We start from the raw sequence: 24,836 nt of genomic DNA, 5'->3' as shown, positions 1-24,836 counted from the left end.
GCACGCTCAGGGACCGGGTCAGGCTGGGTTGCGCTCAGCCCACCAGCTCTTCAGCAGTTCGACGGCGGCGTCGTGCTCGATGGGACCGTGCTCCGTGCGGTGCTCGAGGAGGAACGTGTACGCCTCTCCCACCTCTCGACCCGGCTTGATCCCCAGGATCTCCATGATCTGCGTGCCGTCGAGGTGCGGTCGCAGCGACTGCAGCTCCTCCTGCTGGGCCAGCTCGTCGATGCGCCATTCGAGCTCCTCGTAGGCGCGGCGCAGCTTGGTGGCCTTGCGCACGTTGCGCGTGGTGCAGTCCGCGCGGGTGAGGATGTGCAGGCGCTCCAACTCGTCTCCCGCGTCACGCACGTAGCGACGCACGGCAGAATCGCTCCACTCCCCGTCGGCGTAGCCGTGGAAGCGCAGATGCAGGTCGATGAGTTTGGCCACCGACTTCACCACCGCGCCCGGGTAGTTGAGGGCCTTCAGGCGCTTGGTGGCCATCTTCGCGCCGACGACGTCGTGGTGGTGGAACGTCACCTTCGACCCCTCGAAGCGGCGGGTGGGGGGCTTGCCGATGTCGTGCAGCAGCGCGGCCAACCGGTTGACGATGTCCGGCTCGTGCCCGCGGGCCTTCTCCAACTCGATCGCCTGGTCCAGCACCGTCAGGGAGTGTTGGTAGACGTCCTTGTGGTGGGCGTGCTCGTCCACCTCGAGTTGCAGTGCGGGAAGTTCGGGCAGGATGATCTCGGCGACCCCGGTGCGCACCAGCAGGTCGATCCCCTCGCGCGGCTCGTCGGTCAGCAGCAGCCCGGTGAGCTCCGTCTGGATCCGCTCGGAGGAGACGATGGAGATGCGCTCGGCCATGTCCTTCATCGCCTGCACCACCTCCGGCGCGACGGTGAACCCGAGCCGGGCGGAGAAGCGCGCCGCCCGCATCATCCGAAGCGGGTCGTCCGAGAAGCTGTTCTCCGGGGTGCCGGGGGTGCGGATCAGGCCGTCGGCGAGGTCCTCGAGGCCACCGTACGGGTCCACGAACTGGCGGGTGGCCACGTTGATGGCCATCGCGTTGATGGTGAAGTCGCGGCGCACGAGGTCGCCGTCGATCTCGGTGCCGAAGTTGACCTCCGGCTTGCGGGATTCGCTGCGGTAGATGTCGGCCCGGAACGTGGTGATCTCGATGAGCCACTCTTGGCCGTCGGCCTTCTTCATCGCGCCGATGGTGCCGAAATCGCGGCCGATGTCCCACGTCGACGGCGTGAACTTCTTCAGCAGTGCGTGGGTCTGATCCGGGCTGGCCGAGGTGGTGAAGTCGAGGTCGTGGCCGAGCTTACCGAGCAGCGCGTCGCGCACTGAGCCGCCCACCAGGTACAGCTCATGCCCGGCGTCGCGGAACAGCCTGCCGAGGTCGTCGATGACTGGCGCGATGCGCAGGAGTTCCTGCATCGCGTTGGTCTGGGCTGTGGTCAGGCTGGGCACAAACGACAATCTTATCTTCAGGACCGGTTGATCCCGAACCCGGCGGCGGCGGATACGCTCTGATCCACGACCGAAGGAGGCGCGGATGGCGAGGCGGAGACTCGGCGGGATGGTCTTCTTCGCCATCCGCGACGGCGCGGATCTGCCCACGTGGCTCCTGATGCTGGGCGTCAGCGCGTTGTTCGGAGCCGTGCCCGCCTACCTCCTGTTTCGCCGCCCGCCGAAGTTCGGCGAGACCGAACGGCAACTGCGGATCCGCAACCATCGCGGCACGGTCCTCATCTATCTGCTGCTCACCACCGCCTTCGGCCTGATCGCCGCCGGCGCACTCGTGCTGGGGGAGTGGCTCCCCGGCATCCTGTCCGGGGTGTTCGGGCTGCTCTTCGCGGTGGCCGCCGTGGCGTCGGTGAGTGGGAGCATCCACATGATCGGGGTCCAACTCGACGAGCCTGAGGCAGATCCGGATGCAGAAGTCGCTGCCTCGGCCGACCGGAATCCGAGACGACATCGTCGCCGTGGCACTGTTCACTGACGAATCGGTGGAGACGATCGTGCCCGCCGCCCTCACCGCCGGGCACCGGGAAGCGAATACGAAGAGCTTCCCCGACCTGGTGGAGTACCTGCCGTGGGTGCCTGATGAGTGGGATCTCATCGGCAGCGGCACCGACGCCCTCGAAGATGTTGCCCGGGCGGTTCGGCCGCTGGCCGCCGATGTCGAGGACATGAACCCGCCAGGGCGAGGCGACCGGTTCATCGAGTTCGCCCGTTCGCGCGGTCTCTGATCCGGGCGGGGCGATAGACCTTCCGGGGAAGACTGGGGGCACAATGTGAGGCATGCCTGATCTCTGGGAGAAGTTGCTGCTGGCCGGCATCGTCATCGCCGTGGCGCTCGCGTTCCGCCTCGTGCTGACCTACGCGATCAGGCGCATCGTGCGCACGCTGGTGGCCCGGGGCAAGGCGAGCCACGACGACGAGGACCTCGGCGCGCGGGCTCGTCGCATCCTCGCCCGCGCCAGCGGCGTGAGCCGTGAGCGACACCGGCAGCGCGTCGAGACCCTGGGTTCCCTGCTGCGCAACGTCGTCGACGTCGTGCTGCTGGTGGTGGTCGTCCTCACGGTGCTGGCCACCTTCGGGGTGCCGATGGCGCCGCTGCTGGCCTCGGCCGGCGTGGGCGGCGTGGCGCTGGGCTTCGGTGCCCAGTCCCTGGTGAAGGACTACCTCTCCGGCATCTTCATGCTGGCCGAGGACCAGTTCGGTGTGGGCGACCTCATCCGCGTCGGCGACCTCACCGGCACCGTGCAGGACGTCACCCTGCGAGTCACGAAGCTGCGCGATGCCACCGGCACCGTCTGGTACGTCCGCAACGGCGAGGTGCTGACGCTGGGCAACGTGTCCCAGGGCTACTCCACCGCCACCATCGACATCCCCGTGGCCATCAACGAAGACCCTGAACGTGTACAGGACGTGCTGCGCACCGCCGTCGGCCGGATGGACGAGGAGCCCGAGTTCGCCGAGCAGTTGCTGGAGCCGCCGTCGGTGCTGGGCGTGGGCTCCATGGAGGGCGGCACCATGACGGTGCAGGTCTCCATCAAGACCGGCCCCAACCAGCAGTGGGGCCCGATGCGTGCGGTGCGCGCCCGCGGGCAGCGCGCCCTCGCCGAGGCTGGCATCCGCGGGCCCATCCTGCCTGGCGTGGGCCGCCGGGAGACCCCCCAGCCCTGACGACGGCGGGCCGGCCGGATTGGGTGGAGGTTGCACGTTCCATTTACTCTGGAATGTGCCGATCCTTCGCGGACCGGCCAACAGACGAGGGTGAGAAGGACGCATGGCCAAGACCAAGAAGAAGCCGCAGCGCACGCAGAAGTCGCGCGCCCGGAAGATCTGGGGCCGCATCGGCATCACGGCCCTGGTGCTGTTCATCATCGCCGGCCTGGGCGGCATCGGCGGGTTCCTGTACCTCTACAACACCACGGACCTGCCGGACCCGAACGCGGATTTCACCACCAACACGACGTTCCTCTACTACCAGGACGGCAACAACCAGTTGGGCTCGCTCGCGGTACAGAACCGCGTCACCATCCCCTACGACCAGATGCCGCAGGTGATGAAGGACGCGGCGATCGCAGCGGAGAACCGCAGCTTCTGGGAGGACCCGGGCTTCTCCGTGACCGGCATGCTGCGCGGCGCCTGGTCCATCCTGCGCGGCGGTGAGGTGCAGGGCGGCTCCACCATCACCCAGCAGTACATCAAGATCCTCTATCTCGATTCGTCGCGCACGATGCAGCGCAAGGTGCGCGAACTGTTCCTCGCCACGAAGATGGGCCGCGAGATGCCCAAGGAGGAGATCCTCGAGGGCTACCTCAACACCATCTACTTCGGCCGCGGCGCCTACGGCATCCAGGCCGCCGCCAAGTCCTACTTCCTGAAGGACTCGAAGGACCTCACCGTCGGCGAGGCCGCCGCCCTCGCAGCCATCCTCAACAACCCGGCCGGCTTCAACCCGTCCGGCGGGGAAGAGCACCGCCAGAGGCTGCTGGGCCGCTACCAGTACGTGCTTGACGGCATGCTCGAGATGGGCGCCATTTCGCAGGCCGAACACACCGCGGCCCGCCCCCAGCTACCGGAGTTCCCTGAGGTGCCCGTCAACAACCGCTACGGCGGGCCGAAGGGCTTCCTCATCAAGATGGTGGAGGACGAGCTGGCCGCCAAGGGCTTCTCCGAGGGTGAGATCCAAGGCGGCGGCCTGAAGATCGTCACCACGCTCAGCAAGCCCATGCAGGAGGCCGCCATCCAGGAGGCCCAGAAGTACACGGCCCAGGCGGCGGAGGATTCCGCTGAGGGCGCGGACCCGTCGCAGCTGCACGTGGCGATCACTTCGGTCGACACCGTCACCGGCGGCATCCTCTCCCTCTACGGCGGCGCGGATTTCGTGACCAACTCGCGCAACTGGGCAGACACGAAGCGCCCCGCCGCGTCCACGTTCAAGCCCTTCGCCACCATCGCGGGCCTGCGCAACGGCTTCTCGCTGCGCTCCGTGTTCAACGGCAACACGTTCACGCCCCGCGGCGACACTCAGACCGTCAACAACCAGGCCAACCAGCAGTACGGCCGTGTCACGCTCCGCAAGGCCACCGCGGATTCCATCAACACCGCCTTCGTGGACCTCACGCAGCAGATGGACAACGGCCGCGACGAGGTGATCAAGGCCGCCAACGACGCCGGCGCCCCCACCGGCCCCGCATGGGAGGAATCCGGCAACCGCGTCGCGCTCGGCTTCGGCGAGGTCACCCCGCTCGACATGGCCAACTCGTACGCCACCCTCGCCAACTCCGGCAAGCGCAACGAGACGCACATCGTCAAGCAGGTCCTCGACCGCGACGGCAACGTCGTCTACGAGGCGGAGCCGCCCAACGAGCAGACCATCGACGCCAACGTGGCCGCCAACGTGACCGATTCGCTGACCTCCGTGGTGCAGGAGGGCACCGGCCGCCGCGCGCAGGAGCTGGGCCGCCCCGTCGCGGGCAAGACCGGCACCAACGGCATCGACGAGTCGATCACCTCAGCCTGGTTCGTGGGCTACACCAAGCAGATCTCGACGGCGGTGCTCTACGTCGCCGGCGAGGGCGGCAACGCGGACCTGCGCCCCTACAAGCGGCCGCAGGACCGCACGTTCTACGGCTCCAGCTACCCGCTGATGACGTGGGTGGACTACATGATCCGCGCCAGCGAGGGCATGGAGGTGCTCGAGTTCGACGAGCCGGAGGAGATCAAGGCGGATAGGGGCGAGACCACCAACGTCTCGCAGCGTCCCGCGCGCGACGGCGACGAGCAGCCGGCCAGCGCCCCCACCGGGGCTCCCACCGAGACGCCGACGGTGCCCGGCCACTCAGGCACCCCCGCCGACGCAGGCCCCACCCACGCAGGCTCCGCCAGCCGAGGTGGAGCCGGCACCGCAGCCGCCCACTCAGGCGCCACCGCCGGACAATCCCGCTGAGCAGGACGGCGACACGACCCGATCCGTTCAGGGCTAACAGCTACAGTGAGCGCGTGAAGAACGCGCTGCTGCCAGGTCTCGGTGGCCCCATGGGTCGCCACGCCAACCCGCGCGGCATCTGGTTCAACCCGTTGCCGTGGGCCTTCCTGCTCGCCACCGTGGTGTTCCTGGTGCTGTTCGTACGCCACGTGCCGTGCGTGCAGACCACGCCGCACCAGGACATCGACATGTACCTGAGGGTGTGTTACTCGGACATCCAGACCACATTCCTGGGGCAGGGCTTCGGGCGGAGTGAGTCGCCGCTGGGCACGGACAAGATGCTGTTCGCCCCGCTGATCGCCGCGGCGATCATGGTTACCCGCAAGGCCTCCGTCGTGCTCTTCGACGCGCCCATCAGCCGCAGCGCCTCGGTGGCCAACGAGGTCGACGCCAGCGTCACCTTCTTCGCCATCACCGCCTTGGGCCTGTTCGTCTGCTTCCTGATCTGGGTGGCGTGCATGGCATGGATCGGTCGCCGTCGGCCCGGGCGCACATCGTGGGACGCGTTGCTGGTGGCCGCCTCCCCGGTGGTGCTGGCGGTGGGCCTGGTCAACTGGACGCTGGTGCCCATCGCGTTCACCGCGCTCGGCCTGGTGCAGGTGGCCCGCGGGCGGCTCCTGGAGGCCGGCATCGTGCTGGGCCTGGCGGCCTGCGCCGGCACCATGCCGATCGGTGTGGTGCTCGCGGTGGTGGTCGCCGTCGCGCTGAGGGCCGGCTGGCGCAAGGCGCTGCTGTTCATCGTGCCCGCCGTCGTCACGTTCTTCGCCGTGCACCTGCCGTTGCTGATGCGCAACTTCGACCTGGTGTACCGCTACTACCACGGCGAGATCAACACCGAGACCGGCTACGGCTCCCTCTGGTACGTGCTGCAGTTGATGTTCGGGCTGAAACTGCGAGCCACCGGCTCGATCATGTTCGTGGTGCTGCTGTTCGCGCTGGGCGTGTTCATCGCCTACCTGTTCGTCACGGGCAAGCGCCCCCGGGTGGGGTCGATGGTGGCCGTGGTGATCCTCGCGACGGTGGTGCTGGGCGCCGCCTACACGCCCCAGACGGCGCTGTGGGTGCTGTTCGCCGTGGTGCTCGCCCGCCCGTTCAAGCCCGAGATCATCGCCGTGTCGATCACCGGGCTGTTCTACTACGTCGCCATCTGGGGCTGGCTCGGCGGTTGGCTGACCACCACCCAGAACGGGCCGTACATGCTGTACTGGCTGGCGATCATCCTGCACGTGCTCGTGGAGTTGTGGCTCCTCACGGAGACGGTGGCCGACATCGTGCGCCCCGCCCGCGACGCAGTGCGCAGCCCCGCGATATCGGACCCCATCTGGGAAGGCTCCGACGACGGGGTCGCCGTTGCGCCCACCCCGTCGCGCGCGCTGCCGGAGGACGACCCGTCGCTGGCCGGCTACGAGCGACCCACCCCCGCTGCTCCCTGAGCTGAGGCGCCAGCTCAGGAGCCTTCGGGCCAGTCGTCGGGCGAGTCCTTGCCGCCCTCGATGACCTCGCCCTCGTCCTTCAGATCAGCCACGGAATCCTCGGGTCGGTAGCCCAGTTCCACCATCGTGTTGGTGAGGTCCCAGCGGCGGTTGGGGTTGTCCGAGATCGCGTAGTACAGCCCGTAGGTCACATCCTCGGCCTCGATGGCCCGGCGGAAGACGCGTTCGGTGTCGTCCTCGCTCAACCACATGGCGTGCAGCAGTTCCACGTCCGCCTCGAGCGGATCCTCCGTGGCCCAGCCGATGCGCAGGGAGATGAACTCGATGCCGAACTTGTCGTGGTAGTAGCGGCCCAGCGCCTCGCCGAAGACCTTCGAGACGCCGTACAGCGAATCGGGGCGGGGGAGATGGTGCGGGTAGACGGGCCACTGCTCGTCGCGGTCATACATGCCCATTGCGTGGTTGGAGGAGGCGAACACGAAGCGCTTGACGCCTGCGTCGCGGGCGGCCTCCAGCACGTTGCGCAAGCCGATGATGTTGGGGGTGAGCACGTCGTCCCACGTGGCCTCGGGGGACGCCTCGCCGGCCAGGTGGAGGACCACCTCGACGCCGTCCATGAGGGCACGCACCTCGTCGTAGTCTTCGAGGTCTGCCTTCTTCAGCCGCTTGGCCTGCTCGTCGTTGGCGGGCGTGCGGCCCTGGGAGACCACGTCGTAATCGTCCATCAGGCGCTCTTCGAGGAGCAGCCCGATGCCGCCGGTGGCGCCGGTGATCAGGATCTTTCGCTTCTTGTCAGCCATGACTCCATCGTGTCATGCCCGGTCCCTGAGCGTGCCCTTCGTCGCTCGCAGAGCTCGCGCTCAGGGACCAGTTACGTCCAGAACAGCTCGTCCGGGGTGACGGTGGTCATGCGGGTGGTGACGGGGATCTCGTCGCCCACCTTCGCCAGCGGGTACTCGCCGGGGACGAAGATCATCGACGAGTGCATGTGCGGCGGCTCCGCGAACGAGCGCTTCTTCCCACCGATCTGGTACGGCGACAGCGTGCGGCCGACGGCGTCAAGGAGCCCCTGCGCGACGGTGACCCCGCGCTGCTTCAGCGAGCGTTGCGGCACGGGCGCCGCCATCGCGACGCCGTGGGCGGTGCCGCCGGAGACCACCACGATCCAGCCGTCCTTCGGCGCGGGCACCCCGTGGTAGCCGAGCGGCGCGCCCTTCTCGATGCGGTGCACGTCCAGCACGCCGGCGGTGGTCCGGTAGGCCTGCTTGTCGCCCAGCCACAGCCGCGTGCCGGCCCGCAGGTACGTCGGCACCCCGACGGAGGCGGTGAAGGTGCGGTAGTCGTCCACGCTCAGGTGGGAGACCCACGCCGGCCCGGTGCGGGTGGCGATGCCAGCTTGTGCCAACGTCGTCGCCTCGGCGAGCGATCCGCTGGCGGGCAGGTGGATGGCCCAGCCCTCGAACCAGAGGTTGCCGAACGATTCGGCCGTCAACTGGCGGGGATCCAGGCCGTGGCGGTGCATCGAGGTTTCGATCTCGACGATGACCCGGGCCTCAGGGTGCGTCTGGGTGAGCGAACGGAGGTCCTCCGGGCGGGAGACGGTGGTGATCACCTTGGGATCGTTCAGCAGCGCGGTGGCCGCCGCGTCGAACGGGCGCCAGGGGTTGAGCACGACGATGTCGTCCTCCCAGCCGCCGGCGCGCACGACGGCGACCTCCTGCGCGATGCCGACGGCGAGCGTCTGCGCGTCGAGTCGCTGCGCCTCGGCTGCGAGGGTCTCCAGGCCGAAGCCGTAGCCGTTGCCCTTCGCGACGGGCACCAGCCCGGCGACCTGCCGGTTGAACGAATCCAGGTGGTCGCGCCACCGGTGGGCGTCGATGTGCAGCGTCAGCGTCATGTCATCGCCTCTTCAGGTACTGGTTGAACGCCCAGTGGATGGGCTTGTTGATCGCGTAATCCCACTCGCCGAGGTAGGCCACGGCCTCGCCGCCGGTGCCCACCTTGAACTGGATCAGCCCGATCTCCGGGTGGTCCGCGCCCACGCCCTCGACGATGCCGCGCATGTCGTAGATCGCGCAGCCCGCCTCGTTGGCGTCGCGGATCATCTGCCACTGCACCGCGTTGGAGCCGCGCACGTCGCGCTTCTGAGTGGTGGAGGCGCCGTAGGAGTACCAGGCGTGGTCGCCGACGGTGACCATGGTGGTGGCGGCCACCAGGTCCCCCTCGTGCTCGGCGAGGTACACCTTCATCCGGCCCTCATGCTCGGCGTTGAGCGCGTCCCACATGAGCTCGAAGTACTGCAGGTTGCGGCCGGTGAAGCCGTCGCGCTCAGCGGTCTCCAGGTAGATGCGGTGGAACGCCGCGAGATCCGCGCGGGTGCCGGTGCGCACCTCGACGCCCTCCTTGGCGGCCTTCTTGATGTTGCGGCGCCACTGTTGGTTCATGCCCTTGAGCAACTCGTCGTCGCTCTTCTGCGTGCCGTCCTCGTTGCGCAGCGGGAGGTGGAAGTTGAACTTCGGCTGCCCGGCGGCGAACCCCTCGCCCTTCTCGTCGGTGACCCAGCCACCATGGATCAGGGCGTTGCGCACCCGGGTGCCCACCAGCGTCGTCTCGTCGGGCGTCTGCTGGGACAGCAGCGTGACGTTCTCGTCGGCCACCGCGTCCTTGATGGTCTTGGCCTCCCAGCGACGGTGGGTCAGCCACGGCCCGATCCGTACCGCGAACGCCTTGCGTCGCTTCGCGTGGGCCGCCAGCGCCTTGAGGTGCTGGCCCACGTCGTCTCGCGCCCAATCCAGCACGGGACCCTCGGGCAGGTAGGCGAGGTACCGCTTCACCTTCGGCAACTGGCGGTACAGGATCAGCCCGACCCCCGTCAGTTCCCCGTCGGCGTAGAACCCGACGGATTCGGAGCGCCACTCCGGCTTCACCTTCCCCCAGGCGGGCGTTTGGAGGAACGACGCCGAACCTCGCGCCTCGATGAAGGCGAGGTGCTCCTCGGCTGAGATGTCACGACACTCGATGCTCACGCCTCTCAGGCTACCCAACCCCGCTGCCGGACGAGCCACCGACGGGCGGCGCAACCGTCTAGGATCGCGGGCATGCCCGACGTCCGTGCCCTGTTCGCGCGCGCCGTCGACGTGTATCTCGGGTCGAAGGTGGCGCGTGGCGTCGCGTTGCTGCTGCTGGGCGGCAGGGCGTTCCTCGACGGCGTCCCGCTGTACGACGGCACGTTTGAGGTGCTCATCGGGGAACGGTTCGCCTTCACCTACCCGCCCATCGCCGCGCCCATCTGTCGGTGGGACGCGTCCGGTGGCAGGGCTCGCTGATCGGGCCGGCGCATGGGTGGCGGCTCAGCGGCCCACTTCGAGCAGCGCCTGGGGGATCTCGCCGGGCAACTCCCGGGAGAGGAAGCCGTAGGGCCCGTACTTCGACGCGAGGCGGTCGCCGATCGAGCCGTGCAGGTAGGAGCCCCACACCGCCGCCTGCACCGGATCCGCCCCCCGGGCGCAGAGGCCCAGGATGATGCCGGCCTTGACGTCGCCGGAACCGCTGACGCCCAGGCCGGGGCCGCCACCCTCGCCGCGCCAGAGGTCGCCGTCGGGGGTGGCGATCCAGGTGGTGCTGGCGCCGGAGGTGACCACCACGCCGGTGGCTTTGGCGAGCTTGCGCACGTACTTGGCCTCGTCGGCCTCCACGGTCTCCTCGTCCTCGCCGAGGATGATGGACAACTCGGTGAGGTTGGGGGAGATCACGCAGCGGCCTGCGAAATCCTGCAGCCGCGACGGGTCCTGGGTCGCCCATGCGAGGGCCAGGGCGTCGAGCACCAGCACCGAGTCGACGTGCGGCACGCACGCGGCCACGAGCGACGCGGCGCCGTCGGGATCGAGGAGGCCGGGGCCGATCAGGGTCGCGTCCGCCTGCGGGCAGAACTCGGCTGCGTGGTTGGAGGCCGAGGCGTCAAGGTCGCCCTGGGCGGTCACGGGCCCGCCCTGCACGAGGGCTTCGGGGATCTCGATGGCGATGGGGACCGCCACCGGCTCCGGCGCCACCAGTTGCGCCTTGCCAGCGCCGGCGCGGAGGGCCGCCTCGGCCGAGAGCATGATCGCGCCGGGGTTCTGCACGCTGCCGCCCACGAGGACGGCGCGGCCGCGGGCCTCCTTGTTGCCGGCGATCTCGGGTAGCGGCCAGTCGCGCAGCACCGCGGGCGTGATGACGGTGCCGCCGGGCTCCGTGGCGGCCATCAGTTGTCCTCCTCCGCGTGGCTGTCCTCGTGGGTGACGCGGGCGTCGTCGGATTCCTCCACCGCGGAGGTGTCCTCGCTGCGCACCAGGGTGAGCGCGCCGTCGGTCATCCGGTAGCGGGTCATCGAGCAGTTCGCGACGGGCTCCTCCTTCTGCAGGGCGAGCACCCTCTCCTCGTTGAGGCCCTCGAGCACATAGCGGAACGCGAGGATGACGGCCTCGTGGCAGAACAGCCACACGCGCTCGCCGCGGAAGCGTTCCTGCAGTTCCAGCACGATGCTGCGCACGCGGAGGATCACGTCGGTCCAGCTCTCGCCGCCTGGCGGGCGGTAGTAGAACTTGCCGAGGCGGTCGCGTCGCGCGGACTCCTCCGGGTGGTCGGCGGCGATGCCGTACCAGGTGACGCCGTCGAAGATCCCCAGTTCGCGCTCGCGGATGCGCTCGTCGATGACCACCTCGAGATCAAGGGACTTCAGCGCGCGCTCCGCCGTCGACCTGGCGCGCCGGTACGGCGAGCTCACCACGACGGTGGGCCGCTCGTCGTCCGGCATCTGCGCGAGGTGCTCCCCGAGGGCGTCCGCCTGGCGTTGGCCCTCGTCGGACAGCTCGATGTCGGCGTCGCGGGTCTCCAGCTCCAGGCGGTGGGCCTTGGCGGCGATGGCCTCGCGGTCCGCGACGTTGCCCATGGATTCGCCGTGTCTGACCAGGACGAGTTCGGCGAGCCCACGGGGGTCGCCTTCGGTTGCCAGGGGTTGGTTGTTCACGGGGCCTCCTCTGCACGTTTTCCTCCGACGATAAGGGCAAACGCAAGCCGAGGGGCGGGTTCGCCGCGCCTCCACCCACCTGGCTCGCCGTCGATGCCGTGAGCAATTGGATAGGGTCACGTGCGCGACACGCCGACAAAACGCCTCATTCGGTCCGTGACCCTATCCAATTGCTCACGGTGGCATGGCCGGGCCGGGGCAAGTAGTGTCGTGGGCATGGCAAACATGAATGAGAAGCCCGAAGTCGACTTCCCCGGCGGCGACGCCCCCACCGACCTGGTCATCCAGGACATCACGGAGGGCACCGGCGCGGAGGCGGCAGCCGGCGACGTCGCGCACGTGCACTACGTGGGCGTGACCTTCAGCGGTGGCGAGGAGTTCGACTCCTCCTGGAACCGTGGCGAACCCCTGTCCTTCAAGCTCGGCGTCGGCCAGGTCATCCAGGGCTGGGACCAGGGCATCCAGGGCATGAAGATCGGCGGCCGCCGCCAGCTGGTCATCCCCGCGCACCTCGCCTACGGCGACCGCGGCGCCGGCGGCGTGATCGCCCCCGGCGAGACCCTGATCTTCGTCTGCGACCTCGTCGGCCTGAACTGAGGGCACCCTCTCTGAGATTTGGCGGGAGGATTCTCGCGTAAGCCCTCCATATAGCGGCTTGCGCCCGAATCCTCCCGCGAATTTATTCGGATGCCAGCGATAGGCTCGAGGCATGAAACCGCGCCCCGCCCCCTCGCAGGCCGAACGCATCATCGCCGAGGTGATGTTCCTCGTGGGCATCCTCGCCCTCTGTGAGATCCTGGTGCGCGGCCTCGGCTTCAACCGCCTGCTGATCACGGTGACGCTGCTGGTGGTGGCCTACCTCATCCGCGGCGGGATCACCCTCTTCAAACGGTGGGGCAGAGCCGACGACGTCCCGCCCGAGCCTGAAGGCTGAGCCTCAGTCCTCCACCAGCTCGCCGTCGCGGAAGACCTCCTTCGTCAGGATCTTCCCCGTGTCGATCTCGACGGCGAACTTGGCGATGTTGTCATCGCCGTCGTCCCACATCATGAACAGGTACGGCTCCGTGCGCACGAAATCATCCGGGAGGTTGGTGGTGCGCACGTCCACCCACTTGGCGTCCTCCGTGGGGAGTCCAGCCTCCTCGGACGCCACCTGCATGGCTGCGGCGAGGTTGCCGGCGTCGATCTTCTCGACCCGGAAGCGGATGTCCTGTGGCGCATCTGAGGAGGGCGGGTCGAAGCACAGCCCCAGCGAGACGTAGTTGGTGTCCAGCTCCCCGAGCTTCCGGCGGATGAAGCCTTCGCACTCGCCCTCGGCGCCCTCGCCAGTTCTGGTGTGGATGGTGACATCGCGCTCGGTGCTGTCATCCCACTTGAGGCCCGTCACAGAACCCCCGGTCAGGAGCACCGTCTCATCGAGCACGGTCTGGATGCCCTCTTCGCTGTCCCAGCGCTCGATGGGCCGGAACTCGTAGTCGCCGATCGTCGTCGACACGTGGCGGGCGGAGCAGGAGACCTCGACGAGGGTGTCGCGCCGGAGCGCGGTGGCCTTGATCCGCTTGCCGTCGCAACGCTCGGGATGGGCGTCCATGATGGCCTCCACGTCCCAGGAGCCCGGCACGCGGGGGTAGCCCATCGAATCCGCACTGATCATTGCCTGCCCGCGCGCATCGCGAACCTGGCCGTCGACGTACTCGTAGCCCCGCGTCGCGCCGCGGTGGAACACCCTCGCGGAGATCTCACGCTCGTCGTCGTAGCCGCCGATGGCTATCGCGATGATGTCATGCGACGAGGCCGCCGCGATCTCCTCCAACGCCTCCGTCACATCCGACGGCGACATGCTGCACGCCGACAACGCCAACGCCGCCGCCAGCGCTACGGGTGTGAACTTCAGCTTCATCCGGGCCTCCTACCCCGAGGGTAACGGAAGCGGAGACCACGAGATCCGGCCCCCAAGGAGGAGGGACCCGGATCTCTGCACGGGGGTTACGGGGCGTCGACCGCGACGGGCATCGGCGTGGTGCCGAGCTTCACGTCGTCAAGGCTCTCACCGATCCGCATGCCGTAGAAGGAGCGCCACACGAAGTACAGCGACACCAGGAAGAACACCGCTGCCAGTACCCAGGTGAGCACGTGGCCGCCCTGCGCGTTGAGGGAGACCGCGAGTTCCACCGCCAGCAGACCGAACAGGGTGGTGAACTTGATCACCGGGTTCAGCGCGACCGACGAGGTGTCCTTGTAGGGATCGCCGACGGTGTCGCCCACGATGGTGGCATCGTGCAGCGGGGTGCCCTTGGCGTCGAGGTCGACCTCCACCAGTTTCTTCGCGTTGTCCCAGGCGCCGCCTGCGTTGGCCATGAAGATGGCCTGGTACAGGCCGAAGAGGGCCATGGAGATGAGGTAGCCGATGAAGAAGAACGGCTCCGCGAACGCGAAGGCGAGGGTGGCGAAGAACACGCCGAGGAAGATGTTGAACATGCCCTTCTGTGCGTACTGCGTGCAGATCTGCACCACCTTCGACGAGTCCTCGTCGCTGGCGCGGGTCACGCCGTCGAGCTTGATGTTGTCGCCGATGTACTCCACCGCCCGGTAGGCGCCGGTGGTGACCGCCTGGATGGAGGCGCCGGTGAACCAGTAGATGACGGCGCCACCGACGAGCAGACCCAGCAGGAACGGGGCGTGCAGGAGCGACAGGTTGGCGATCGCCTCGGAGTTCTCCAGGCCGTCGGTGAGACCCATCATGATCGAGAAGATCATGGTGGTCGCGCCCACGACGGCGGTGCCGATGAGCACCGGCTTGGCTGTCGCCTTGAATGTGTTGCCCGCGCCGTCGTTGTCCTCGAGGAGGTGCTTGGCCCGCTCGAAGTCCGGCTTGTGGCCGAACTCGACGGCGAACTCCTCAGCGGCCTTCGGGTCCTCCTCGACGGTGGACAGTTCGAAGACGGACTGGGCGTTGTCGGTGACCGGGCCGTAGGAGTCGACGGCGATGGTCACCGGGCCCATACCCAGGAAGCCGAACGCCACCAGGCCGAAGGCGAACACTGCGGGGGCGAGCATGATGTCGCCGAGGCCCAGCGTGGAGATGCCGTAGGAGATGCCCATCAGCGCGGCGATGGCCAGGCCCAGCCAGTAGGCCGAGAAGTTGCCCGAGACCAGGCCGGAGAGGATGCCCAACGAGGGGCCGCCCTTGTTGGCGGAAATGACCACTTCCTGCGTGTGCTTGGCGCTGGTGGAGGTGAACACCTTGACCAGCTCAGGGATGAGCGCGCCGGCGAGCGTGCCGCAGCTGACGATGAGCGACAGCTTCCACCACAGCCCGCCGTCGAGCCCACCGATCAGCAGGAACGAGGTGACGAACGTGGTGGCGATGCACACGGCCGAGGTGATCCACACCAGGGTGGTGAGCGGGGCCTCGAAGTCCATGGCGTCGGCGTTGCCGTAGCGGGCCTTCGTTATGGCGTGGTTGACGTAGTAGGAGATGCCGGAGGCCACCACCATGACGGCGCGGATGACGAACAGCCACACCAGCAGCGTGACCTGCATGGACACCTCGGGCACGCCGATCAGGACGAACGTGATCAGCGCGACGCCGGTGACGCCGTAGGTTTCGAAACCGTCGGCGGAGGGGCCGACGGAGTCGCCGGCGTTGTCGCCCGTGCAATCTGCGATCACGCCGGGGTTGCGGGCGTCGTCTTCCTTGATCTTGAAGACGATCTTCATCAGGTCCGCGCCGATGTCGGCGATCTTGGTGAAGATGCCGCCGGCGATGCGTAGCGCGGAGGCGCCCAGGGACTCGCCGATGGCGAAGCCGATGAAGCAGGCGCCGGCGATCTCGCCCGGTAGGAACACCATGATGATCAGCATCATCGCCAGTTCGACGGAGATCAGCACCATGCCGATGCTCATGCCGGAGCGCAGCGGGATGTCGTGGCACGGGTACGGCTTCCCGCCGATGGCCGCGTGCGCGGTGCGGGCGTTGGAGAGCGTGTTGACGCGGATGCCGTACCAGGCCACGCCGTAGGAGCCGGCCATGCCGATCAACGAGAATGCGATGACGATGGCCGTCCTGCCCGCGCCGAAGCCGACGAGGAACAGGTAGTAGAAGATGATGATCGCCGCGATGAAGCCCCACAGCAGCAGGAGGAACTTGCCCTGCTGCTTCAGGTAGGCCTTGCACGTGGTGTAGATGAGTTCGGAGATCTCCCGCATCGCCGCGTGGGCGGGCATGCGCTTGAGCTGGGTGTAGGTCATCAGGCCGAAGCCGAGGCCCAGCGCGCACACGATGAGGCCGAGGCCAAGCAGCACGCTGCCGGGCATCCCCAGGAACTCGACGCTGCCGAGATCCGGTAGCTGCAGGTTCGCCTCGCCGCCGATGTGTGGCTCCTCGCCGGGCGGAGCCGTGTCGCCCGTACAGGCGGTGATGCCCAGCGCTGTGAGTCCTGCGATGCCCAGTGCGGCCCAACGGGCCCGCCTCATTCCCTTGCGGGAAAGTGTGGTTGTCATAGTGACCTTCTTCTGCCTTGAAACAGGTCGTGACGTTGTCGTCGGCAACATACTACTGACGGTAGTAAGAGGCATTGAGGTGACCCCGGGGGATCGCTCACCCAACCTGTTTACGCCCCTCGTCCGGGGGCCTCGCCGACCTCCGGTGAGGCAGAGGCAAGTTGTGCAGGAACTCCGCTGCACAACTTGCCCCTGCCTGGTGGGTGGAAGCCGCCGGGTGGCGGTCACCGATGACAACTGGTCAGTCGTCTTCTACCGCTGATTGGGTGCGGCGGCTCAATAATGTGTGGGGTGAGCGCCCGTATCTGGGCGCTCACCCCACACGTTGATGCTCAGGCCTGCTCGTCGAGCTGCTGGAGCGCCGCTTCCCAGCGCTCGGTCAGCGACTCGGGCGCGTAACCGTCCTCGGGCAGCTCGTGGGTGAGGTCGAGTTCGGTCTCGCCGCCGAGGTCTTTCATCTTCAGGTCGACGAGGGAGCGCGGGGCGCCGTCCTCTGCGTGCCACGAGAAGCGGATCTGTTCCTTGGGGTGGAAGGTTCGGGTGACGCCGCATGGCCCGTCGGTGAAGACCCAGTCATCCCCCTTCTGCCCCAGTCGGCCGCCCTTGCCCAGCAACGGCTCGGCGCCGCCCTGTTTCATGAGAGCGTCCCAGACTTTGTCGAGCGGTTTGGCGACCCTGCGGGTCACCCTCACGCTCTTGGTTTCCGCCGTGTCCTCCACAACAGCATCCATTGTGTGATGCACCTCCTGGGTACTACGGGCAACTTCTCTGGTGCCCTGGTAACCCAGCCTAGCCCCGTCCCCACACCGACGGGCGAAGGGGCCCGGAAACGGCGGATTCGGCGATCAACGCGCCCAGCGGACCGCACAGAACAGGGCTGCCACGACGATGAGCCCAGCGCTGATGAGGATCCCGATGCCGAGCGTCGACGTGAACAGTGCCCCGCTCTTCAGTTGCACCACCACTGGCACGAGCGCGGTGAGAAGGCCGAGGAGAATCGCGCCGCGTAGAGTGGGACCATGTCAGCAGAGCCGCTGGAGATCCACATCATCGCCGATTCGACGGGGGAGAGCGCCGCGCGCATCGCCCGGGCCGCCATCACCCAGTTCCCGTCGCGCCAGTTCCGCATGGTGCGCCACCGCAAGATGAACACGACGGCGTCGCTGCTGGGCGCGCTCGAAGAGGTGCGCGAGAGTGCCGTCGCGGGCCCGGTCGCTGTGTTGTTCACGCTGGTCAACGAGGAACTCTCCGACATGGTCAAGGCTTTCTGCAAGGACCTCGACGTGCCCTACGCGGATCTGATGACCCCTGCCATGCACGCCCTGGAGGTCATCACCGGCATCGCGGCGGACCAGGTACCCATGCGCCCGCCCGGCGTCGAGGCGGAGTACTTCGTCCGCATGTCCGCCATCGATTTCGCCGTGCGCAACGACGACGGCTCGCTGCCCGCGGCGCTGCGGGAATGCGACATCTGCCTCGTGGGGCCCTCCCGCTCCGGCAAGACGCCGCTGTCGATATACCTGGGCTACCTCGGCTACAAGGCGGTCAACGTGCCGCTCGTGCCGGGCATCGCGCCGCCGAAGGAGATCTGGGAGCTCGACACGTGGCGCATCGTCGGCCTCACCATGGATGCCGAGCGGCTCCTGAAGATCCGCGGCGAGCGCGTCCGCGGCATGGGCGGCTTCGGCACCAAGGACGGCTACGCGGATCTGGTCAAGATCTACGACGAGCTCGACGAGATCGCCAAGGTGCAGCGCAAGATGGGCTGCCCCATCATCGACACCACCGGCGTCGCCATCGAGGAGGCCGCCTCCCGCATCATCGAGCTGGTCGACGACCGCGCCCGCAAAGTGGGTCAGCGGCTGCGTCGCCCGCCCGGCGTCGTCCGCGCCTCGGGAGACTGGAGCCCATCGCACAGTTAGGTATCTGTACCCACCTCTAGTGGCACCCTCACTGTCTAATCTGCTCATTGAGGAGGCGACATGACGGATCCAGAGATCACCAAGCTGTTCAGCCGCATCGCCGATGCCGTCGGCGACACCGGCCCTGTCGACTGGGAGGCGCGCCCAGACCGGGAGGTCACCTACATCCAGCCGCCGGGCAATGTGGAGATCACGCTGCGCGGTTTCACGGCGACCGCCGTACACCTGGACACCGTGTGGTTCCGCGAGGCGACGCAGGATGAGGTCAGCGCCGAGGTGCGCAAGGCCATCACTGGTGCGTTGGCCGCGCTCGTCGACGCCGAGGTGGCCGCTGCGATGGACACCGATTACGAGGCTGGCGACGTCCACACCAAGCTCATCCACCTGTCCCAAGAGGCTGGTGATCTGTTCGACGGCCGCCTACGGTCGCTCGGAGGGATGGCATGAACGACATCGAGTTCAACCCCGACACTTGGGACAAGAGCGGAGCCGCCGTCAGTGAGGAGGCCGCAGCCTTCGCCACCTCGGCATCCGCCACGCTCGGCGGCATGAGCACCGATGCGCTCGGCTGCAACGGCAACGGCACTCTGATGGACGCCGCCTTTGCGATCCTGTTCCCCGCCGCGCTGGGCGCCTTCTCCGAGACGGCGCAGGGTCTCACGGCAGGCTTCGAGAACATCGGGCTCGCCATGCAGGACATGGGCGACGCCTACCGCGGCATCGAGACCCTCAACGAGGAAGACGCCAGGAAGGTGGGGTTCTGATGGCGATGATGCTGCCCGGCTGGCTGGGTGAGGCGCTCAACTACCTAGGCTTCAACTGGCCGCTGTCCAACGAGGACGTACTCACCCTCTGGGGCGGCGAGTTCCGCACCCTGGCCGCCGAGGGCCGCACGCTCGAGACCGAGATCTCTCAGGCTGTCACCCACATCACCAGCCACAACCACGGCCCCACCGCAGACGCGTTCGTCGGTTGTGTGCGCGACGGCGACTCCAACCTCGAGGCCCTGCGCAGCTTCATCCAGGCCTGCGACATTGCGGCAGGGGTGTGCGACGTGTGCTCGGGCATCGTGATCACGCTCAAGGGCGTCTTCATCGCCCAGCTCATCATCATGGCCGCGTCACTGGCCTCCGGCCCCGGGGCGTTGATCGTCCGTGAGATCGTGCGCCGGGCCATCAACGCCGGCATTGAGGTGGCCGCTGACCAGATCCTCGAGGAGGCACTCTGATGGCGAAGCGTCCAAGCAAGGCGGCCCAAGGGATCATGGCCAAGGCGATGCGCAAGCTGAAGTGGGTCGACGAGCCGTTCGAGCGGGTCGGCAACGTCCGGAAGTTGAAGAGCGACGCCATCTACGAGGCTGGCAAAAAGGGCACGAAGATCAAGTACGTCTATACCACCGACGCAGCCGGGCGCATCAAATCCGCCCACGCCCGCCCCCTGCAGCTTCCTCCCAAGACCCCCCGCGCCCATCACAACCCGAAGACCCCGGATAAACTGCCCGGCGATCACGCCGGCCACCTGTTCGCCGACATGTTCGGCGGATCCGGCAGGCTCGACAATCTCGTCTCCCAGTCCAGTGACGTCAACCTCAAGAAGATGGGCGCGCTGGAGAGAGACTGGAAAAAGAGGCTCGAGGCCGGCGAGAAGTTCGACGTCGACATCAAGATCAACTACGGCAAGGACGGCCGGCCCACGTCGTTCGTGGTTAATGAAACACTTGCTGACGGAACGATCGTCAAGCACCAGTTCCGCAACAGATAGAGGGAGACGATGTCGGATTTCAGAGAGGCCTTCGAGGCCGCCGCGCCTCAGTTCATCGCTGCGGCGTGGGACTACACGGACCGGTCAGAGGCCGTCGAGAAGCTGTGGGTCTATGTCACGGAGGAGGACGACGTGAGCGTCGCCGTCGCCTTCTACCGGGTGGCCGGTGAGGTGCACACCGCCCACGAGGTGGGACAGGCCATCCCCGCCGTCGATTCGTCCCCGGCCGGGCAGAATGAACTGCTCGACAACCTGCTCGACGTGCTCAACGAAATGTTCGACGCCGTCGAGGAGGACCAGTTCCCCACCCGGATGGTGCTCAGCTTCGACACGGGGACCCAGGAGATGAACGCCGAGTTCTCCTACGAGCCCCTCCAGCCAGGCGTGCCAGAGGACGAACTGGTCCCCGACGCGAAGCTCGCCGACCGCTGGCTTGAGCGACTCCGCTCCACCGGCGAGGACTCCGCAGAGCTCTGACCCGTGTGCGACCTCACCGCGCCACGGGCCTGGGCCGCCAAGGCGAGCAGCTCCGGGCCGCCGTCGCGTTCGCCGAGCGGGGCGGGCGCGGCGCATACGGGGCACCGGTCCTGGCCGCGGAGTGTAGCGCCGGCAATCCCCGGCTGTTGAGCCCGCAACCGCTCACCGCGGATTGACACTCGACCCCCTCGCCCACGCGCGGGTGGGGTGGCTACTACTCTTGGAGGCAGCGGGGGGCCAACGACGGTCCCCCAGGGTGTTGTCAAAGGAGATATCCCCACATGAGCGAGGATCGTTACATTTACGACCTGTCGGAGGGCGACGCGTCCATGCGCAGCCTGCTCGGCGGTAAGGGCGCCAATATCGCCGAGATGGCGAAGGCCGGCCTCCCTGTCCCAGACCTGTTCACCGTCACCACGACGGCGTGCGTCGAGGCGATGAACAACAACGGCGAGTGGCCCGCGTCGCTCGAGGGTGAGGTGGCCGAAGCCACGAAGCGGCTCGAGGAGCGCACCGGCCGCAAGCTGGGCGCCTCCGAGAAGCCGCTGTTGCTCTCGGTGCGGTCGGGTGCCGTGCACTCCATGCCGGGCATGATGGACACCGTCCTCAACCTGGGCATCTCCGACGACTCGGTCAAGGCACTCGCGGAGGAATCCGGCAACGAGCGCTTCGCGTGGGACTCCTACCGCCGCTTCATCCAGATGTACGGCGAGGTCGTCGAGGGCGTACCTGCCCACCTCTACGAGGACGCGCTGAGCGCGCTGAAGCACGAGCGGGGCGTCGAGGAGGACACCGACCTCACGGCCGAGGACCTCAAGGGCCTGGTGGCCACGTACAAGGAGATCTCCAACGAGGAACTCGGCGGCGAGTGGACCTCAGATCCGCACGAGCAGCTCAACCGCGCCATCAACGCGGTGTTCAAGTCCTGGGGCAACCCGCGCGCCGAGGTGTACCGCCGGGCGCACAACATCCCCGCGTCGCTGGGCACGGCCGTCAACATCCAGCAGATGGTCTTCGGCAACATGGGCGACACGTCGGCCACCGGCGTGTGCTTCACCCGCAACCCGTCCACCGGTGAGAACGCCGTCTACGGCGAGTTCCTGGTCAACGCGCAGGGCGAGGACGTCGTCGCGGGCATCCGCACCCCGCGGCCCCTCGACGAGATGAAGGACGTCCTGCCCGAGGCCTACCAGCAGCTCGTCGACACCATGCACGCCATGGAACTGCACTACAAGGACATGCAGGACATGGAGTTCACCGTCGAGAACGGCAAGCTCTACATGCTGCAGACCCGCAACGGTAAGCGCACCGCAGCCGCCGCGTTGAAGATCGCCTCGGATCAGGTCAAGGAGGGCGTGATCACGCAGGAGGAGGCGCTGATGCGCATCGAGCCGGGCCAGCTGGATCAGCTGCTCCACCCGGCCATCCCGCCGGACCACGGCAAGGAGGTCATCGCGCAGGGCCTGCCCGCCTCACCGGGCGCCGCCGTCGGTGGTGTGTGCTTCGACGCCGACACTGCCGCCCAGCTGGGCGGCAAGGGCGAGGCCGTGGTGCTGGTGCGCTACGAGACCACGCCCGATGACATCCACGGCGTGATCGTCGCCCAGGGCATCCTCACCGCCCACGGCGGCATGACCTCGCACGCCGCCGTCGTGGCGCGCGGCATGGGCAAACCGTGCGTGGCCGGCGCGCAGGGCATCAAGATCGACACCGAAAACAAGACCCTCACCATCGGCGAGCGCGTCATCAAGGAGGGCGAGGTCATCACCCTCGACGGCTCCGAGGGCAAGGTCTACGGCGAGGCGCTCGACCTCATCCCGCCGCAGATCAACGAGGACTTCCTCAACGTGGTGCAGTGGGCCGACGGGGTTCGCCGCCTCGGCGTGCGCGCCAACGCCGACAACTTCGAGGACGCCTCTAAGGCCCGCGAGCTGGGTGCCGAGGGCATCGGCCTGTGCCGCACCGAGCACATGTTCATGGCGCAGGACCGCCTCCCTGCCGTGCGCAAGATGATCCTCGCGGAGACCCCCGAGCAGCGCGCCGCCGCCCTCGAGGAGATCCTGCCCATGCAGCAGTCTGATTTCGAGGGGGTGTTCACCGCGATGAAGGGCCTGCCCGTCACGGTGCGCCTGCTCGATCCGCCACTGCACGAGTTCCTGCCCAACCTCACCGAGCAGTCGCTGCTGGTGCAGCGTCTGGAGCTGGAGGGCGGTAACGCCGAGGAGCTCGGCGAGGCCCGCGAGACGCTGGCGCAGGTCAAGCGACTGCACGAGCTGAACCCCATGCTCGGCACCCGCGGCTGCCGCCTGGCGATGCTGTACCCCGAGATCCCGGACATGCAGGCCCGCGCCATCATCCGCGCCGCGCTGGCGGTCAAGGAGCGCGAGGGTGAGACGGTGGGCGTGGAGATCATGATCCCGCTGGTGGCGCTCGAGCAGGAGATCGAGACGCAGCGCGGGATCGTCGTCGCGGCGGTCGAGGACGAGCTGGCCAAGGCCGGTGCGCAGCTCGACTACACCGTCGGCACCATGATCGAGCTGCCCCGCGCGGCGCTGATCGCCGACAGGATCGCTCAGCACGCGGACTTCTTCTCTTTCGGCACCAACGACCTCACGCAGACCGCCATCGGAATCTCGCGCGACGACGCGGAGAACGGCTTTCTCACGCAGTACGTCATGGACCGCGTGCTGGAGCGCAACCCGTTCGAGACCATCGACGTGGAGGGCGTGGGCCAGTTGGTGGAGATCGGCGTGGAGAAGGGTCGCGGCGCCAAGCCGAAGCTGAAGGTGGGCGTGTGCGGCGAGCACGGTGGCGACCCGGATTCGGTGGCGTTCTTCAACAAGGTGGGCCTCGACTACGTGAGCTGCTCGCCGTTCCGCGTGCCGATCGCCCGGTTCGCGGCCGCGAAGGCGGTGCTGCAGTAGAAGTAGCCGCTGGTTGAGCCCGCGAGCTCTGCGAGCGGTGTCGAAACCCCCAAGCGCACAGGTCACCCGATCCTGCGCTTGGGGGTTTCCCGTTCGCACCGGGGTCTGTGCGGCCGGGTACCTGAGTGCCATCCGCTCTGACTGGGCGTCGCCCTACACTGGAAGCCAACTTCAGGAGGTGGGTCGGTGACCAACGAGCAGAGCCCGGCGGCGGAGCCGCAGCCCCAGCCATACGTCGAGCCCAAGGGGCCCGAGTTCGGCGGGCCAGGCTACGAGGAGGACAACCTGCCCGTCCCTGAGCCGGAGCCTGATCCCGCGCCGGCCCCCGTCGCGCCCTACGAACCGCCCGCGGCCGCGCCGCTGCCGGTGGTGCCACCCACCCCGCAGCCCCTCGCCCAGGAGCCCCCTGCATATGGCTACGGGGGCCCCAACTACCACCCGATGCCCTACTACCAGGGCTATGGCCCTCAGATGCTGCAGCCGGAGCACCCGTCGTCGACGACGGTGGCGGTGCTCGGCATCATGGGCATCTTCCTCGGGGTGCTCTCCCCGGTGGCCTGGATCATGGGGCACAACGCCAAGAAATCCGTCGAGCGGGGCGCGCCCTACCGCTGGGGTGGTCTGGGCCAGACCGGGTACGTGCTGGGCATCGTCTTCACCGTGTTGCAGGCCGCGTTCTGGGCCTTGATCTTCTTCGTCGCGCTGGCCGGCTGAGGCGCCCCAGACCCGCCGACGCGTGGACCATCGACGGTTCTGACCCTCCGATGCCCCACAATGGCAGGTGCATCGTCACGTGAAAGGAACGAGCCCATGTCTCAGCCGGAGTACGGGTCCCCGCAGGGCCGCCCTGAACCGCAGCAGTCCCCGGCCTACGGCCAGTCGCCCGAGTACGGGCAGACCCCGCCGCCCCCGCCGCCCAGCTATGGCCAGGAGCAGGGGTACGGCCAGCCCGGCTACGGCCAGCAGCCCGGCTACGGCCAGCAGCCCGGTTACGGTCAGCCGGCCTACGGTCAGCCCGCCTATGGTTACGGCCAGCAGGAACACCCCCAGGCCCAGACCGTGTTCATCCTGGGCATCATCGGCATCGTCGCCGGCATCTGCGCGTTCATCGCGTGGTACCTCGGCGGCCAGGCCAAGAAGGAGATCGAGGCCGGCGCGCCGTACGCGTTCGACGGCAAGCTGAAGACCGGCTACACGCTGGGCAAGGTCTTCTCGATCATCTACATCGTGTTCACTGCGCTGTACGTCCTGCTCATGATCCTCGGCGTGTTCGCCGCTGTGGTGTCCGGCTAGTCCGCGCCCACAACCCCAGCGCAC

Annotated in this window: 26 protein-coding genes; 17 read left to right on the top strand and 9 right to left on the bottom strand. The window is 67.8% G+C overall.

Annotation, left to right across the window (positions count from 1 at the left end):
• Window positions 1–18: 18 nt before the first annotated feature.
• Window positions 19–1,428: a CCA tRNA nucleotidyltransferase gene (locus tag BN1186_RS03925; protein ID WP_052459771.1), complete on the bottom strand. Its 1,410-nt coding sequence runs from the start codon at window positions 1,426–1,428 to the stop codon at window positions 19–21.
• Window positions 1,429–1,546: 118 nt separating this feature from the next.
• Here BN1186_RS03925 and BN1186_RS03920 point away from each other — a divergent pair, with 118 nt between their 5' ends.
• The 5 genes from BN1186_RS03920 to BN1186_RS03900 all read left to right on the top strand — a co-directional run bounded on the left by BN1186_RS03920 (window position 1,547) and on the right by BN1186_RS03900 (window position 6,927).
• On the top strand, window positions 1,547–1,993 hold the full coding sequence (locus BN1186_RS03920) for a hypothetical protein (protein ID WP_139650816.1): 447 nt from the start codon (window positions 1,547–1,549) through the stop codon (window positions 1,991–1,993).
• Entirely contained in the window at window positions 1,977–2,243 is a 267-nt protein-coding gene (locus BN1186_RS03915) for a hypothetical protein (protein WP_040282655.1), read from the top strand. Before BN1186_RS03920 ends, BN1186_RS03915 begins: the two co-directional genes overlap by 17 nt.
• A gap of 52 nt (window positions 2,244–2,295) precedes the next feature.
• Window positions 2,296–3,183 carry a mechanosensitive ion channel family protein gene (locus BN1186_RS03910; RefSeq protein ID WP_040282654.1) on the top strand — a complete coding sequence of 296 codons (888 nt, stop codon included), beginning with the start codon at window positions 2,296–2,298 and terminating at the stop codon, window positions 3,181–3,183.
• A gap of 103 nt (window positions 3,184–3,286) precedes the next feature.
• Window positions 3,287–5,455, top strand: a complete 2,169-nt coding sequence (locus BN1186_RS03905) for a transglycosylase domain-containing protein (protein ID WP_052459747.1) — start codon at window positions 3,287–3,289, stop codon at window positions 5,453–5,455.
• Between the two features lie 53 nt (window positions 5,456–5,508).
• Complete coding sequence (locus tag BN1186_RS03900; RefSeq protein ID WP_139650812.1) at window positions 5,509–6,927, top strand: hypothetical protein; 1,419 nt, start codon at window positions 5,509–5,511, stop codon at window positions 6,925–6,927.
• 14 nt (window positions 6,928–6,941) lie between these two features.
• Here the strand turns inward: BN1186_RS03900 and BN1186_RS03895 are convergent, their stop codons facing one another.
• From BN1186_RS03895 to BN1186_RS03885, 3 genes are all read right to left on the bottom strand, one after another.
• Window positions 6,942–7,727, bottom strand: a complete 786-nt coding sequence (locus tag BN1186_RS03895) for an NAD-dependent epimerase/dehydratase family protein (RefSeq protein ID WP_040282651.1) — start codon at window positions 7,725–7,727, stop codon at window positions 6,942–6,944.
• Between the two features lie 71 nt (window positions 7,728–7,798).
• Window positions 7,799–8,824, bottom strand: a complete 1,026-nt coding sequence (locus BN1186_RS03890) for an alanine racemase (protein WP_040282650.1) — start codon at window positions 8,822–8,824, stop codon at window positions 7,799–7,801.
• Between the two features lies 1 nt (window position 8,825).
• Window positions 8,826–9,953 (bottom strand): lipid II:glycine glycyltransferase FemX, encoded by a 1,128-nt coding sequence (locus tag BN1186_RS03885; RefSeq protein ID WP_082031100.1) that lies wholly within the window; start codon window positions 9,951–9,953, stop codon window positions 8,826–8,828.
• 72 nt (window positions 9,954–10,025) lie between these two features.
• Here BN1186_RS03885 and BN1186_RS03880 point away from each other — a divergent pair, with 72 nt between their 5' ends.
• On the top strand, window positions 10,026–10,253 hold the full coding sequence (locus BN1186_RS03880; protein ID WP_040282649.1) for a hypothetical protein: 228 nt from the start codon (window positions 10,026–10,028) through the stop codon (window positions 10,251–10,253).
• Window positions 10,254–10,277: 24 nt separating this feature from the next.
• On the opposite strand, the gene BN1186_RS03875 is transcribed toward BN1186_RS03880, so the two are convergent.
• Both BN1186_RS03875 and BN1186_RS03870 read right to left on the bottom strand, forming a co-directional pair.
• Window positions 10,278–11,168, bottom strand: coding sequence for an NAD(P)H-hydrate dehydratase (locus tag BN1186_RS03875; RefSeq protein ID WP_040282647.1), 891 nt, complete (start codon window positions 11,166–11,168; stop codon window positions 10,278–10,280).
• Complete coding sequence (locus tag BN1186_RS03870) at window positions 11,168–11,932, bottom strand: histidine phosphatase family protein (RefSeq protein ID WP_218975393.1); 765 nt, start codon at window positions 11,930–11,932, stop codon at window positions 11,168–11,170. The genes BN1186_RS03875 and BN1186_RS03870 overlap by 1 nt, the downstream gene beginning before the upstream one ends.
• 225 nt (window positions 11,933–12,157) lie before the next feature.
• On the opposite strand from BN1186_RS03870, the gene BN1186_RS03865 reads away from it, so the two are divergent.
• Window positions 12,158–12,529 carry an FKBP-type peptidyl-prolyl cis-trans isomerase gene (locus tag BN1186_RS03865; protein WP_040282646.1) on the top strand — a complete coding sequence of 124 codons (372 nt, stop codon included), beginning with the start codon at window positions 12,158–12,160 and terminating at the stop codon, window positions 12,527–12,529.
• A 112-nt stretch (window positions 12,530–12,641) separates the two neighbouring features.
• A complete protein-coding gene (locus tag BN1186_RS03860) occupies window positions 12,642–12,866 on the top strand; it encodes a hypothetical protein (RefSeq protein WP_040282644.1) in 225 nt (74 codons plus the stop codon).
• 3 nt (window positions 12,867–12,869) lie between these two features.
• On the opposite strand, the gene BN1186_RS03855 is transcribed toward BN1186_RS03860, so the two are convergent.
• The 3 genes from BN1186_RS03855 to BN1186_RS03845 all read right to left on the bottom strand — a co-directional run bounded on the left by BN1186_RS03855 (window position 12,870) and on the right by BN1186_RS03845 (window position 17,073).
• Window positions 12,870–13,832, bottom strand: coding sequence for a hypothetical protein (locus BN1186_RS03855; protein ID WP_040282642.1), 963 nt, complete (start codon window positions 13,830–13,832; stop codon window positions 12,870–12,872).
• 86 nt (window positions 13,833–13,918) lie between these two features.
• Entirely contained in the window at window positions 13,919–16,408 is a 2,490-nt protein-coding gene (locus BN1186_RS03850; protein ID WP_082031099.1) for a sodium-translocating pyrophosphatase, read from the bottom strand.
• Between the two features lie 359 nt (window positions 16,409–16,767).
• Window positions 16,768–17,073, bottom strand: coding sequence for an SRPBCC family protein (locus tag BN1186_RS03845; RefSeq protein ID WP_246043232.1), 306 nt, complete (start codon window positions 17,071–17,073; stop codon window positions 16,768–16,770).
• A 381-nt stretch (window positions 17,074–17,454) separates the two neighbouring features.
• Here BN1186_RS03845 and BN1186_RS03840 point away from each other — a divergent pair, with 381 nt between their 5' ends.
• The 9 genes from BN1186_RS03840 (at window position 17,455) to BN1186_RS15380 (ending at window position 24,812) form a co-directional block, all read left to right on the top strand.
• Window positions 17,455–18,357 (top strand): pyruvate, water dikinase regulatory protein, encoded by a 903-nt coding sequence (locus BN1186_RS03840; RefSeq protein ID WP_040282638.1) that lies wholly within the window; start codon window positions 17,455–17,457, stop codon window positions 18,355–18,357.
• Window positions 18,358–18,417: 60 nt separating this feature from the next.
• Complete coding sequence (locus BN1186_RS03835) at window positions 18,418–18,804, top strand: hypothetical protein (protein ID WP_040282636.1); 387 nt, start codon at window positions 18,418–18,420, stop codon at window positions 18,802–18,804.
• A complete protein-coding gene (locus BN1186_RS03830; protein ID WP_040282635.1) occupies window positions 18,801–19,121 on the top strand; it encodes a hypothetical protein in 321 nt (106 codons plus the stop codon). Before BN1186_RS03835 ends, BN1186_RS03830 begins: the two co-directional genes overlap by 4 nt.
• Window positions 19,121–19,585, top strand: a complete 465-nt coding sequence (locus BN1186_RS03825) for a WXG100-like domain-containing protein (protein ID WP_040282633.1) — start codon at window positions 19,121–19,123, stop codon at window positions 19,583–19,585. Before BN1186_RS03830 ends, BN1186_RS03825 begins: the two co-directional genes overlap by 1 nt.
• Window positions 19,585–20,118, top strand: coding sequence for a DNA/RNA non-specific endonuclease (locus BN1186_RS03820; protein WP_082031098.1), 534 nt, complete (start codon window positions 19,585–19,587; stop codon window positions 20,116–20,118). The genes BN1186_RS03825 and BN1186_RS03820 overlap by 1 nt, the downstream gene beginning before the upstream one ends.
• A 9-nt stretch (window positions 20,119–20,127) precedes the next feature.
• A complete protein-coding gene (locus BN1186_RS03815) occupies window positions 20,128–20,595 on the top strand; it encodes a hypothetical protein (RefSeq protein ID WP_040282631.1) in 468 nt (155 codons plus the stop codon).
• A 281-nt stretch (window positions 20,596–20,876) separates the two neighbouring features.
• The gene (gene ppdK, locus BN1186_RS03810; protein WP_040282629.1) at window positions 20,877–23,519 is read left to right on the top strand and encodes a pyruvate, phosphate dikinase; all 2,643 of its coding nucleotides are present in this window, start codon (window positions 20,877–20,879) and stop codon (window positions 23,517–23,519) included.
• Window positions 23,520–23,705: 186 nt separating this feature from the next.
• Window positions 23,706–24,233, top strand: a complete 528-nt coding sequence (locus tag BN1186_RS03805) for a DUF4190 domain-containing protein (RefSeq protein WP_052459745.1) — start codon at window positions 23,706–23,708, stop codon at window positions 24,231–24,233.
• 96 nt (window positions 24,234–24,329) lie between these two features.
• Window positions 24,330–24,812 (top strand): hypothetical protein, encoded by a 483-nt coding sequence (locus BN1186_RS15380; RefSeq protein WP_052459744.1) that lies wholly within the window; start codon window positions 24,330–24,332, stop codon window positions 24,810–24,812.
• Window positions 24,813–24,836 lie beyond the last annotated feature (24 nt).

The sequence above is a fragment of the Tessaracoccus massiliensis genome, assembly GCF_000826065.2.
In the GTDB taxonomy this organism is placed as follows: Bacteria; Actinomycetota; Actinomycetes; order Propionibacteriales; family Propionibacteriaceae; genus Arachnia; species Arachnia massiliensis_A.
The sequence above is the reverse complement of the archived record's forward strand: the minus strand, read 5'-3'. Positions and strand labels throughout refer to the sequence as shown.

Excerpts from the sequence above, each read along its gene's own strand:
- BN1186_RS03925 (WP_052459771.1), bottom strand. The coding sequence starts at position 1,428 with ATGCAGGAACTCCTGCGCATCGCGCCAGTCATCGACGACCTCGGCAGG.
- BN1186_RS03920 (WP_139650816.1), top strand. The coding sequence starts at position 1,547 with ATGGCGAGGCGGAGACTCGGCGGGATGGTCTTCTTCGCCATCCGCGAC.
- BN1186_RS03845 (WP_246043232.1), bottom strand. The coding sequence starts at position 17,073 with ATGAAACAGGGCGGCGCCGAGCCGTTGCTGGGCAAGGGCGGCCGACTG.
- BN1186_RS03840 (WP_040282638.1), top strand. The coding sequence starts at position 17,455 with ATGTCAGCAGAGCCGCTGGAGATCCACATCATCGCCGATTCGACGGGG.
- BN1186_RS03895 (WP_040282651.1), bottom strand. The coding sequence starts at position 7,727 with ATGGCTGACAAGAAGCGAAAGATCCTGATCACCGGCGCCACCGGCGGC.
- BN1186_RS15380 (WP_052459744.1), top strand. The coding sequence starts at position 24,330 with ATGTCTCAGCCGGAGTACGGGTCCCCGCAGGGCCGCCCTGAACCGCAG.
- BN1186_RS03825 (WP_040282633.1), top strand. The coding sequence starts at position 19,121 with ATGGCGATGATGCTGCCCGGCTGGCTGGGTGAGGCGCTCAACTACCTA.
- BN1186_RS03830 (WP_040282635.1), top strand. The coding sequence starts at position 18,801 with ATGAACGACATCGAGTTCAACCCCGACACTTGGGACAAGAGCGGAGCC.
- BN1186_RS03880 (WP_040282649.1), top strand. The coding sequence starts at position 10,026 with ATGCCCGACGTCCGTGCCCTGTTCGCGCGCGCCGTCGACGTGTATCTC.
- BN1186_RS03815 (WP_040282631.1), top strand. The coding sequence starts at position 20,128 with ATGTCGGATTTCAGAGAGGCCTTCGAGGCCGCCGCGCCTCAGTTCATC.
- BN1186_RS03865 (WP_040282646.1), top strand. The coding sequence starts at position 12,158 with ATGAATGAGAAGCCCGAAGTCGACTTCCCCGGCGGCGACGCCCCCACC.
- ppdK (WP_040282629.1), top strand. The coding sequence starts at position 20,877 with ATGAGCGAGGATCGTTACATTTACGACCTGTCGGAGGGCGACGCGTCC.
- BN1186_RS03890 (WP_040282650.1), bottom strand. The coding sequence starts at position 8,824 with ATGACGCTGACGCTGCACATCGACGCCCACCGGTGGCGCGACCACCTG.
- BN1186_RS03905 (WP_052459747.1), top strand. The coding sequence starts at position 3,287 with ATGGCCAAGACCAAGAAGAAGCCGCAGCGCACGCAGAAGTCGCGCGCC.
- BN1186_RS03860 (WP_040282644.1), top strand. The coding sequence starts at position 12,642 with ATGAAACCGCGCCCCGCCCCCTCGCAGGCCGAACGCATCATCGCCGAG.
- BN1186_RS03835 (WP_040282636.1), top strand. The coding sequence starts at position 18,418 with ATGACGGATCCAGAGATCACCAAGCTGTTCAGCCGCATCGCCGATGCC.
- BN1186_RS03820 (WP_082031098.1), top strand. The coding sequence starts at position 19,585 with ATGGCGAAGCGTCCAAGCAAGGCGGCCCAAGGGATCATGGCCAAGGCG.
- BN1186_RS03855 (WP_040282642.1), bottom strand. The coding sequence starts at position 13,832 with ATGAAGCTGAAGTTCACACCCGTAGCGCTGGCGGCGGCGTTGGCGTTG.
- BN1186_RS03850 (WP_082031099.1), bottom strand. The coding sequence starts at position 16,408 with ATGAGGCGGGCCCGTTGGGCCGCACTGGGCATCGCAGGACTCACAGCG.
- BN1186_RS03875 (WP_040282647.1), bottom strand. The coding sequence starts at position 11,168 with ATGGCCGCCACGGAGCCCGGCGGCACCGTCATCACGCCCGCGGTGCTG.
- BN1186_RS03910 (WP_040282654.1), top strand. The coding sequence starts at position 2,296 with ATGCCTGATCTCTGGGAGAAGTTGCTGCTGGCCGGCATCGTCATCGCC.